This is a genomic window from Marinobacter bryozoorum (genome assembly GCF_023156245.1).
GTDB classification, from domain to species: domain Bacteria; phylum Pseudomonadota; class Gammaproteobacteria; order Pseudomonadales; family Oleiphilaceae; genus Marinobacter; species Marinobacter bryozoorum.
The window spans coordinates 106,067-116,479 of the sequence record NZ_JAKZAH010000008.1 but is presented as its reverse complement, the minus strand read 5'-3'; the positions used below and the strand labels follow the sequence as shown (position 1 = coordinate 116,479).

Sequence of the window (10,413 nt, the reverse complement as noted above, 5' to 3'; positions counted from 1 at the left end):
TGTTCGCTGGAGGTCAGAAGATATCAGGGAGTATGGCTCAAAAAGGCGTTAGCTGGCGACCGATTCCACACGAAATGAAAGAGAGCCTTAAATATTAATCCTGCATTACCAAAGCGTATTCAGGTTTTAACTTGGATGCTACCGATTTTTATTTAGGCTGGATAATGTGATGTCGAGCACACCGACACGCAAAGGAAGCAAGAATTCAACAGATGACCCAGGAGGTCTGTGTTATGCGCATCAAGTCCAGTGTTGCATGTCTTACGCTCTTTACCGCCGCTGCCGTCGCTACCCCTGTAGCCATGGCACAGAGCAGCGAGCGGGATAATTCCGGCTTCTTTATCAGTGGCAGTTACGGTGGTTACAAGGCCCATGGTGGTGAATTTGACGACGACCGGGACCTGTATGGCGTATCCGCCGGTTACCAGTTCAACCCGTTCTTCGCCCTCGAAGCCGATTACATCGATTTTGGCAAGTTTGGTGACGACGAAGTGCGCTCGGATCTCAAGGGCCTGGCCCTGTCAGCCAAGGGTCGGCTGCCTCTGACTGACGCCTTCGGCATCTACGGCAAGGTGGGTGCCTTCGCATCCGACATGGATGTCAGTGCCTTTGACGAAGACGAGACCTACGATGAGGTCAGCCCGTTCGTCGGTGCCGGTGTGGACTTCATGATGACGCACTCGCTGACAGCGTTCGCCGAGTACAACCGCTACAACGTGGACATCGACGAAGACGACTTCAATGGCCAGGTCACCAATGATGGTCCGGAGTTTGATACCGCCCGCGTCGGCCTGCGCTACACTTTCTGATCTGCCCACACCTGGCAGGATGCCGGGTGCCTGTACTCCGCGGCGGGTGGGGCAATGACGCCGCCCGCTGCACCCGGCGTGCCTGGATGACAGCGCACCGGGGTGCGACCTTGCTGCGGAGCGACTATGATTGACTCAGGTTTTCGGGTCCGCGTGCCTGTGTGTCGCGGACCCGTTTTTCTGTTGTTGCTTGGGAGCCCCAGCAATGGATTCATCAGAACTGCCGTTTATGGACATGCTGCTCCGCCTGTCGGTAGCCACCGGTTTCGGTTTCCTGCTTGGACTCGAACGGGAATTGCGGGGAAAGCCTGCGGGACTTCGCTCCCATATGCTGGTTGCCATGGGCGCCGCCGCGTTTGTCATGGTGGGCATGCATATCCTGTTTGCCACGGCAACCGGGGATCCGTCCGCGCGTATCGACCCAACCCGTATTGTGGAAGGCGTAATTGGCGGTATTGGTTTCCTCGGGGCCGGCTGCATCATCCAGGCCCGGGGCAGCGTTCAGGGAATAACCACCGGCGCCAGTATCTGGATTGCCGGGGCGGTCGGGGTAGCCAGCGGTATAGGCAACCTGCCCCTGGCCGGGCTGCTTTCGGCCTTTGCACTGATCACCATTGCGGTGCTGGGGCATTTCGAGAAGGAAGTGCTCGACGATCAGGGCAGCCCGCAAGCCTCTGCCGGTAACGACCGGTCTCAGTAAAGCGGCTGAACCAGTTTGGTGCCGCCAAGCTGCCCCATCTGGCCGCGAATCCAGGAAACCCGCTGCCAGACATAGTCAGACGGGGCGGCGGCGTTATAGACACGGGGATTGGGTAGCACCGCCGCAAGCCTGGCGGCCTGCTCAGGACTCAGTTGCGATGCCCCGATCCCGAAGTGGGCCTGGCTGGCCGCCTCGATACCGTAAATACCCGGGCCGAACTCGGCCACGTTCAGGTAAACCTCCATAATACGCCGCTTCGGCCAGAGCCCGTCGATCCCGACCGCAAACGCCGCCTCAAGTCCCTTCCGGACGAAACTTCGCCCACTCCAGAGGAACAGGTTCTTGGCGGTCTGCTGGGTTATGGTGCTGGCGCCCCGCAAGCCCTCCCCTTCCTGGAAGGCGGTTACCGCCGTGGCGATAGCATCCAGGTCAAGCCCCCAATGGGTCAGGAATCGCTGATCCTCACTGGCAATCACCGCCAGGGGCATCCAGGGTGAGATATTCTCCAGCGGCACCCAGTGCTGCTCGACGCCGGTCTGGTTGTCAATCTGCCAGGCGAGGATAAAGGCTGTGGTCGGCGGGTTGACGTAGCGGAACAGGAAAATGGTCAGTACAGCAAGCAGGAGGCAGGCTGTCAGCAGCCATACCCCCCACCGTAAAACCGTCTTCAGCAGCGTCATTCGCCCCCGGGTCCCAGCAGCCTGACAAGTTGGGTACCCACGGCCGAAACCGGCTCCATCACAGCGGCATGAATGGATCGGCTGGCGCTCTCTGTAAACGCCTGCCCGGCCGGAGATTCAAGGAAAGCCAGGTACTGCTCCAGCTCCCGGTCAGAGAAAGACTGGTACGTATAAAGGTACGCCAGGTAAACCTGTTCGCCGATTTGCTGCTCGATCATCGGGCGGTTGGCGCGAACCTGGGCCTGCACTGACTGCGTTGTATCGCCGGCACTGAGGGCCGCCAGCGCCTCGGCCAGCTGAAGCTGGACGGCCATCGCGGTTTCAACGGCACGTTCACTGGCATCCAACGCCTGGTCATAACGGTTGTAGAGCTCATGGCGATGGCTACCGTCGTACTGCTTGCGAAGGGCCGCGGCCTCGGAAGACATGGATTCCCAGGCTGCCGGCAAGGCGGCATCGGACTCGGCCCGGGACAGGCGCTGTCCCAGGTCCGATTCGTACCAGTCGTTTACAGCCTGCAGCTCCGTGCCGGCAAGGTCAGCCTCCAGGTCACGAACCAGCCGCGCCTGGATACGGCGGCTGTCAAAGGCGCTGGCACCAAAACCTGCGATGGTTTCAGCCACTAGCGGATCGACCTGCCCGGTGGCAGCCAGGCCGTCGCGGATACCGGCCCGGATCATGGTACGGGATTGTTCCGCAATCGTACCAAGCGGTGAGAGACGGACCACTGCCTCGGCCTCTGAGGAAGCCGACGCTGCGGGGCTGCCGATGGCAGCGACCAATACCACTAGCACCATGCAGGCCCTGAGTGCGCGTGTAACGTTAAAAACGTGAATGGGTCCAACTGAAGTTTGCATATACCTGTCCTGCCAGAAGAGTCAGCCCCGTTTATGCCACGCGCCCGGCAACCGGACAAGGCCGAACGCGTCGGTTTCAGTGACGGTTTGGACAGGATTGGGAAAGGTAGCAGGCATGTCGCGAATTCAGCCCTGCCGTGCCCTCACGAACAGGTTTTGCTGCGCCACACCGATCAGCCCCTGCTCATCGTAGACATCCGAGCGTACCAGGCCAATGCCATTGGGTTCTACCGTCATCCGGCTGTCCAGCGCCACCCACTCGCTCCGTGGATGACGGTTCAGATACACCGTCAGGTCCGTGTTAACAAACGTGTATTCCTCGATTGGCAGGATCCAGCTCAGTCCGTTGCCGAAATCCGACGCGGCCACGGCGCGCATGGCCGACGACACGGTTTCGCCAGCGACCACCGGATATTTCAGGCGGAACCAGGCCGCTGCGGGCCCCGGTCCCACGGTCTGTCCGTGGGCGATCCGGACCTCCATGGCCGTATAGTGAAATGAGGTAACCTGCTCCATACCCGGTACCAGGAAGGGTTCGTGACAACGCTCCGGCCCGGACAATGGGTGGCCTTCCAATCTTGGCTCGATACCCTGGTCTTCCCCCTTCAGGAAAAGCGCGATCGCTCGGGCGACTACGGTATCGCCGTGAGACAGGGTCAGTTCCACACGTCGTACCGAGCGGCCCTGACCCATGGTTGCAGTGACTTCCAGTGGCGCCAGTGGCACCGGACGCACCAGCTCCATGGTCAGACGGGCGAGCAGCAGCTCGGGATCACCCACCATTTGCTCGGCATAGCCGGCCAAAAGGGCAGCAGGCGCGCCACCATGGAGGGCGTCAGGGCTCCAGGGGCCGCGACCCAGTTCAGACGGAACAAACAGGTCACCGTCGCGAATAAACACGGAATCCGCAGCTGTTTCACTCATGTTGTAATACTCAGTCTGTGTCGATAGTTACTTCTTTATACCACTGCGTCCGGCGGGGCCCAAACGCAAGGAAGGGGCGCCCGCAGGCACCCCTTCCCGGAAACGGCTGGTAGCTGACTCAGAGACTCGCCAGCGCATCCTCAACGATCTGAAGGCCTTCTTCCAGCACCTCATCTTCGATGGTAACCGGCATCAGGAAGCGGATAGTGTTGCCGTACATGCCACAGCTGAGCAGGATCAGGCCATGCTCCTTGGCGTAGGCCGTAACCTTGGCCGCCAGGTCGGCGCGGGGTTCGCAGCCCTGTTTGTCGGTCACCAGCTCGATAGCGGCCATGGCTCCCAGGTTACGCACATTGTCCACATGGCCGAACTTCTCCTGCCATTGGGCAAACCGCTTGCCCAGCTTATCGCCGAGCGCCTGGCTCTTGCCGAGAATGTCCTCTTCCTCGAAAACTTCCATCACCGCCAGGGCTGCGGCGCAGGCAGTGGGGCTGCCGGTGTAGGTACCACCGAGGGAATTGGGGCCGGACGCATCCATCACCTTGTCGGTGCCGACAATGGCAGAGATGGGCATGCCATCAGCCATGCTCTTGGCCATGGTCATGATATCCGGCTCGACGCCACTATGCTCAATGGCAAACAGCTTGCCGGTTCGGCCAAAGCCGCTCTGCACCTCGTCAACGATCATCAGTATGCCGTGCTCGTCACAGATCTCACGGACTTTCTTCAGGAAGCTCGTCGGGGCAGGATAGAAGCCACCCTCACCCAGCACCGGCTCAAGGACGATCGCCGCGGTGTCTTTCGGGTTGGCATCGGTTTTCAGAGTCATTTTCAGGCCACGAATGGCCTCATCCTCGGATACGCCATGGTAAGGCACAGGGAACGGTGCCCGGAAAACCATGCCAGGCATGGGGCCGAAGTCCGTCGCGTAGGGGTTTACCTTGCCGTTCATTGCCATGGTCATAAAGGTACGGCCATGATAGCCACCATCGAAGCAGATCACGTTGGTCTTACCGGTTGCTGCCCGGGCTACCTTGACGGCGTTTTCCAGGGCCTCGGCGCCGGAGTTGGCCAGCATTACCTTGGCGTGGCCGCGCACCGGCACCACCTGGCTTAGCTTTTCGGCCACGCGAACATACCCTTCATAGGGCATGACCGTCTGGCAGGTGTGCATCAACTTTTCCAGCTGGGCCTTGACCGCTTCAACCACTTTCGGGTGACGGTGGCCAATATTAAGGACGCCAATACCGCCGGCAAAGTCGATCATCCGTTTACCGTTGGCATCCCACAGCTCGGCATTGCGGGCGTGATCCGCAAACTGTTCGTTCGGGCTGGCAGCACCGGCGGCCACGTACCGTTCTTTCAGCTTTTGCAGTTCTTCGTTAGTCATGCTTTGCCTCGGGTCTGTTCAGGGGGTTGATGTACTCTCAGTATGGTTGAATAAAGGCCCAACTTGCCACCCTCGCGCGGGGAAAACCTTCACCTCTCCCGAAAAATAAATATAACTAATGCAGAGCTATCAGAACAATTCAGTTGATTGATTCGACGCCCGGTTTCATAGTGGCTCCTACACATACACAACCCACGTCCACTGCCTGGAGGCATCTATGGATTTTCAGTATTCCGCCAAGGTCGAGTCGCTGCGCAAACAGTTAACCGACTTTATGGATGAGCACATCTACCCCAACGAAGCGCTTTACCAGCAGCAAAAAGAAGAGAACAACGAACGGGGACGGGCTTACGCCAGGGTGCCCATCGTCGATGAGCTCAAGGAAAAGGCTCGGGCCCAGGGCCTGTGGAACCTGTTCCTGCCAGAAGAGGAGTACGGCCCCGGCCTGACCAACCTCGAGTACGCCCCGCTGGCGGAGATCATGGGCCGCGTGCTCTGGTCGTCTGAAGTGTTCAACTGCGCCGCACCGGACACCGGCAATATGGAAGTACTGGCCCGCTACGGCAGCGAGGAGCAGAAAGCCACCTGGCTGCAGCCACTGCTGGACGGCAAGATCCGCTCATCCTTTGCCATGACCGAGCCTGCCGTAGCCTCCAGCGACGCTACCAATATCGAAACCCGTATCCAGCGCGACGGTGACGAGTACGTTGTTAATGGTCGCAAGTGGTTTATTACCGGTGGCTGTGGCGAAGAAACCAAGTTCTTCATCGTGATGGGCAAGTCGGATCCGGATAACGCCGACCGCCACAAGCAGCAGTCGATGATCATCGTGCCGAAAGACACTCCCGGGGTTACCATTGTCCGGGACATGCCGGTGTATGGTTATTACCATGCTCCCAAGGGCCATCCGGAGATCCTGTTCGAAAACGTGCGGGTGCCGGCCAGCAACCTGATCCTGGGCGAGGGCCGTGGATTCGAGATCGCCCAGGGCCGCCTGGGGCCGGGCCGGATTCACCACTGCATGCGGGTGATCGGCCAGGCTGAGCGCGCCTTTGAAATCATGTGTCAGCGGCTGGTATCACGCCAGGCCTTCCACAAGAAACTGTCCGACCAGGGCGTCTGGCGTGAACGCATTGCCGACTGCCGGATCGACATCGACCAGACCCGCCTGATGGTACTGCAGGCCGCCCAGATGATGGACCTGGTGGGCAACAAGGTCGCCAAGCAGCAGATCGCCATGATCAAGGTGGCCGCGCCGGCCATGGCCCTGAGGGTCATCGACTGGGCTATCCAGGCCCACGGTGCCGGCGGCTACACCGAGGACTTCCCGCTGGCGGACATGTGGGTGTACGCCCGTCACCTGCGCACTGCCGACGGCCCCGACGAGGTTCACCGTAACGCCATTGCCAAGGAAGTGCTGAAAGCTTACCTGTAACCTTTCACCTGAATCCGTGACTTCAACGAGCTGAACTCACGCCCAAAGCCTGCAATAACAAGGCTTAGAGCGATATAATAGCATCTGACATCCATTCACCCAGTTAGTGCTTTCGGCTCATGCGTACCTTTACTCTCCAGCAATCCCGAACCGAAGTCTATACACCCAACGGCGGGCTGGCCCTGGTCGGTCATTGGCTGAACCGGCATACATCGCTCACCAAAACCGCCCGCACCGTCGTCAAGCGGCACGGTATTCCGAACATTGAACTGATCCGGACCTATCTTGGCCTGATCACGCTGGGCAAAAGTGACTTCGAGGCGGCCGAGCCGGTTCGAACGGACCCATTTTTCAAGTCTGCGCTGGGCATCAAGCAATCGCCATCGTCGGCCCGGTTGCGCCAGCGATTTGATGAAGACGCTCAAGGCCTGACCCCCCTGCTGGACGATGCCAGCGTCGAGTTTCTTCAGTCCGTCGAAGCTCCGGTGTCACCTCTGGCGATGGGCCACGTTGCGCTGGATATGGATGTCTTTCCCATGGACAACAGCCAGACTCATAAGGAGGGTGTCAGCTACACCTACAAGGGCTACGACGGTTATGCACCGCTGGCCGCCTACCTGGGGCAGGAAGGCTGGTGCCTGGGTTGCGAGCTGCGCCCTGGCAGCCAGCACGCCAACAAGGGATTTCTCGATACCCTCAAACGGGTGTTACCCCGGGCTCGATCACTGACGGATAAGCCCATTTTGTTGCGCCTGGACAGCGCACACGATGCCCGTGCCAATCGCGATTTCCTGCGCGAGCAGGACCAGATCGACTTCCTGATCAAGTGGAACCCTCGTAAAGAAGATCCGCTCGTCTGGGCAGACAAGGCCCAGGCCCGGAAAGCCTGGTCACTGGAGCGCGACGGCAAAATGGAAGCGGTTCTGTCAGAAACGATTCCGGACGAGCCCGGTCTGCGCCGCATCGTGAAGGTCACCGTTCGTACCTGCGATGCCGAGGGCCAGCTGTATCTCGAACCGGAAGTCAGCCTCGAAGGCTGGGTGACCTCGTTGCCGGCCGAAGTAGCCGACGAGCAACACATCATGGCGCTGTACAGCGATCACGCCACCAGTGAGCAGTTCCACAGCGAGTTCAAGACCGACCTGGACCTGGAACGACTTCCGTCCGGGAAATTCGACACCAACAACCTGGTCATGGCCTTCGCGACGATGGGTTACAACGTGTTGCGCTGGATGGGTCTGCGACTGACCGGCCCGGATGCACCGGTTCGCCACCCGGCCAAGCGTCGCCGCCTGAGAACCGTGATGCAGGAAATCATGACTATGGCCTGCCGCCTGGTACACAGCGGCCGGCAGTGGATCCTGAGATTTGGTCGGCACTGTCCAGGCTTTGCGGTTTACCGAGATCTTTATCGGGGCCTTGCTTCCGCCGGATAGGCCAACTCAACCACTGGCAAAAAACAATCCTCCCGGAATCCTCTGCCGGGACAGCCCGCTATTGCCTAAACACTGCATGCTGGTTATTTATCAACCAATCTCGGACCATCGGTTGCTCCCGCTCTTTGCTTCCTGACCTCAAAGTCAGAATCTCACCCAGTTATCGCCTCTTGTTGGCGCAGAGGTGGGCTTGACGGGTATATTGGCGAGCGAAGTCACTGATTCAGGTTTCAGGTCAGCGCGCCGGGACTTGTCAGACCCGGCGCGCTGTTACCCTCACTCCATCCGTTCCCTGCTCACGTCCTGATGGACCGCCCGCAGACACCCGACCGACGTCTTCTTACACAAAGCGTTACGCCCCGTTACGGCACCTGCACTGAAGATTAACTACACTTCACTATACTCAGGAGCAGCCAGTCTCAACACGGAGGACGCCGGCTATGCCCTTCGGCGCCGATTCCATCGCCTGCCATAACCCCAGCGCACTGTTTGAACTGTGTAATGAGCGTTATTTCAACTACGCTTTGCGCCCGGATAATGGCTTTTGCGTGCGCTATGGCAACACCGGCCAGCACCTGGCGCGGCTGCGCACCTGCCCCGACAACCTCACCCCTCGTGCCATCAACCTGAGTCCGCGTCTCAGGGACCACCCACAGGCCCTGCGGAGCGCTCTGGTGAGGGAAATGATTCCCATGCTGGGACGACAATGCTACCGGGATACCGGCGACAGCCGCTTCCTGGATCAACATCCCCTGCATGGCCATCTGTTCATCGAACCGGGTATCGGGGCGTTTTTCCTCGCCCAGATGGAGCTACTGAACCTCGCGTTCCCGGAGCTTGCGCTCACAGTCAAACCCAGGTTCGGCAGCGGCTCGCTGTTTGACCAGCGGCGGATCCCTGCGGCCAGGGTGCTTGTGGTACCTGTCGACGCCCTGGCCAACACCGGCATTATCTACCGCCTGCATGACAGTGCACCTGCCGACTGGAAACAGTTGCGTGAAACCGCCTGGTTGCATCACGGCGCCCGCGAGGTGCAGCTGCTGAAAGTGGCCGGGGCGCTGGCGGAGGGCTTGCCGGTACTGCGGAAGGATAACCAGCCCCGCGCCAACCTGCGCCCGAAGCTGGAAGAGGATTTCGACCTGCTGGTCCAGGAATTACGCGACCATCGACTGACTGCAGAGTTCCAGGCAACCGATATCGATGCAGCCCCCCGGTCCGTCAGTGAGCAACTTGCGCGGTGGCGTCCGGAGACTTACTCGAGTTACTGAACTCCCCCGTGATCACCCGCAGCTTGCCTGGATGGCAGGACGCATTGAATGGCGTCTGCCCCGCGACGTCGCCATCCACGGTTACCGTTTTTGGCTGACGGGTGCTGATCCGACACCAGGGACTATGCACTTCAACCACCGTACGATTGTCCCTGGGCGGACGGCCCAGAAGGCGCGTCAGTACAAAGGCCGCCAGCAGGCCGGGTATGGACGCCGGCCGGATGGCCACGATCACCAGCGCACCGTTGGTGATACCGGCGTTAGGCACCTCACTGCCTCCACCGAAATAGGCACCGTTGGCCACGGCGATGGATAGCCACCGGCCCGTAAGCGTCGCCTGATCAGTACGTATAACCGCCCGGAATCCCCGCCTGGAAAAAATTCGCCGGACCAGCGACAGGGCATAACTGACCTGGCCAAAGAGTTTCTTGGATGAACCGTCAGCATTGGCGTCACGGGCAGGCATGGTACCCAGACCGACATGGGCGACGTTCAGGAAGATGCCGTTATCGTATTCGGCAATATCGACCCATTCGGCCCGGTCTGCGGCGACAGCCTCACAGATGGCATCCGGGATATTCTCGATGCCCAGGTTACGGAAAAAATCGTTGGCGGTACCGGAGGGCAGTACCGCCAGGGTTGCCCCGGCATCGAGACAGATTTTCGCGGCCGCATTCACCGAGCCATCGCCACCAGCGGCGAGCAGGCGGTCACCCGGGGCCAGGGCATCAACCCAACGCTGGTCCTCAAGGTCACAGACCCTCAGGTCGGTTATCCCGACCTCGGCCAGGTGCGACTTCCAGAAATCCCCGTTGCACTCGCCGTCGCCGGCATGGGGGTTTGCCAACAGCCAGTCTGTCATTATGGTCCTCCGATACCGGTTGCGCCCCCTGCGGGGTGAACCTTCAGGTTAA

General features: G+C 60.0%; 10 protein-coding genes. 5 read left to right on the top strand and 5 right to left on the bottom strand.

Annotated elements, in window-relative coordinates:
• Nucleotides 1-233: 233 nt before the first annotated feature.
• Both MLC59_RS07180 and MLC59_RS07175 read left to right on the top strand, forming a co-directional pair.
• A complete protein-coding gene (locus MLC59_RS07180) occupies nt 234-809 on the top strand; it encodes an outer membrane beta-barrel protein (RefSeq protein ID WP_248232652.1) in 576 nt (191 codons plus the stop codon).
• A gap of 205 nt (nt 810-1,014) precedes the next feature.
• A complete protein-coding gene (locus MLC59_RS07175; RefSeq protein ID WP_248232651.1) occupies nt 1,015-1,509 on the top strand; it encodes an MgtC/SapB family protein in 495 nt (164 codons plus the stop codon).
• Here MLC59_RS07175 and mtgA read toward each other — a convergent pair.
• The 4 genes from mtgA to gabT form a co-directional block, all read right to left on the bottom strand.
• On the bottom strand, nt 1,503-2,189 hold the full coding sequence (gene mtgA / locus MLC59_RS07170; protein WP_248232650.1) for a monofunctional biosynthetic peptidoglycan transglycosylase: 687 nt from the start codon (nt 2,187-2,189) through the stop codon (nt 1,503-1,505). The genes MLC59_RS07175 and mtgA overlap by 7 nt on opposite strands.
• On the bottom strand, nt 2,186-3,046 hold the full coding sequence (locus MLC59_RS07165) for a DUF2059 domain-containing protein (protein WP_248232649.1): 861 nt from the start codon (nt 3,044-3,046) through the stop codon (nt 2,186-2,188). Before MLC59_RS07165 ends, mtgA begins: the two co-directional genes overlap by 4 nt.
• Before the next feature lie 126 nt (nt 3,047-3,172).
• Entirely contained in the window at nt 3,173-3,970 is a 798-nt protein-coding gene (locus MLC59_RS07160; RefSeq protein ID WP_248232648.1) for a thioesterase family protein, read from the bottom strand.
• A 118-nt stretch (nt 3,971-4,088) separates the two neighbouring features.
• Nucleotides 4,089-5,360 (bottom strand): 4-aminobutyrate--2-oxoglutarate transaminase, encoded by a 1,272-nt coding sequence (gene gabT, locus MLC59_RS07155; RefSeq protein ID WP_248232647.1) that lies wholly within the window; start codon nt 5,358-5,360, stop codon nt 4,089-4,091.
• 217 nt (nt 5,361-5,577) lie between these two features.
• On the opposite strand from gabT, the gene MLC59_RS07150 reads away from it, so the two are divergent.
• The 3 genes from MLC59_RS07150 to MLC59_RS07140 all read left to right on the top strand — a co-directional run bounded on the left by MLC59_RS07150 (nt 5,578) and on the right by MLC59_RS07140 (nt 9,499).
• Complete coding sequence (locus MLC59_RS07150) at nt 5,578-6,795, top strand: acyl-CoA dehydrogenase family protein (RefSeq protein ID WP_248232646.1); 1,218 nt, start codon at nt 5,578-5,580, stop codon at nt 6,793-6,795.
• Between the two features lie 119 nt (nt 6,796-6,914).
• Nucleotides 6,915-8,231 (top strand): IS1380 family transposase, encoded by a 1,317-nt coding sequence (locus tag MLC59_RS07145; protein ID WP_248232645.1) that lies wholly within the window; start codon nt 6,915-6,917, stop codon nt 8,229-8,231.
• A 440-nt stretch (nt 8,232-8,671) separates the two neighbouring features.
• Nucleotides 8,672-9,499, top strand: a complete 828-nt coding sequence (locus MLC59_RS07140; RefSeq protein WP_248232644.1) for a hypothetical protein — start codon at nt 8,672-8,674, stop codon at nt 9,497-9,499.
• On the opposite strand, the gene MLC59_RS07135 is transcribed toward MLC59_RS07140, so the two are convergent.
• Entirely contained in the window at nt 9,450-10,361 is a 912-nt protein-coding gene (locus tag MLC59_RS07135; RefSeq protein ID WP_248232643.1) for a diacylglycerol/lipid kinase family protein, read from the bottom strand. The genes MLC59_RS07140 and MLC59_RS07135 overlap by 50 nt on opposite strands.
• Nucleotides 10,362-10,413: the final 52 nt, after the last annotated feature.

Coding starts and splice junctions, on each gene's coding strand:
- MLC59_RS07180 (WP_248232652.1), top strand. CDS start 234: ATGCGCATCAAGTCCAGTGTTGCATGTCTTACGCTCTTTACCGCCGCT.
- MLC59_RS07175 (WP_248232651.1), top strand. CDS start 1,015: ATGGATTCATCAGAACTGCCGTTTATGGACATGCTGCTCCGCCTGTCG.
- mtgA (WP_248232650.1), bottom strand. CDS start 2,189: ATGACGCTGCTGAAGACGGTTTTACGGTGGGGGGTATGGCTGCTGACA.
- MLC59_RS07165 (WP_248232649.1), bottom strand. CDS start 3,046: ATGCAAACTTCAGTTGGACCCATTCACGTTTTTAACGTTACACGCGCA.
- MLC59_RS07160 (WP_248232648.1), bottom strand. CDS start 3,970: ATGAGTGAAACAGCTGCGGATTCCGTGTTTATTCGCGACGGTGACCTG.
- gabT (WP_248232647.1), bottom strand. CDS start 5,360: ATGACTAACGAAGAACTGCAAAAGCTGAAAGAACGGTACGTGGCCGCC.
- MLC59_RS07150 (WP_248232646.1), top strand. CDS start 5,578: ATGGATTTTCAGTATTCCGCCAAGGTCGAGTCGCTGCGCAAACAGTTA.
- MLC59_RS07145 (WP_248232645.1), top strand. CDS start 6,915: ATGCGTACCTTTACTCTCCAGCAATCCCGAACCGAAGTCTATACACCC.
- MLC59_RS07140 (WP_248232644.1), top strand. CDS start 8,672: ATGCCCTTCGGCGCCGATTCCATCGCCTGCCATAACCCCAGCGCACTG.
- MLC59_RS07135 (WP_248232643.1), bottom strand. CDS start 10,361: ATGACAGACTGGCTGTTGGCAAACCCCCATGCCGGCGACGGCGAGTGC.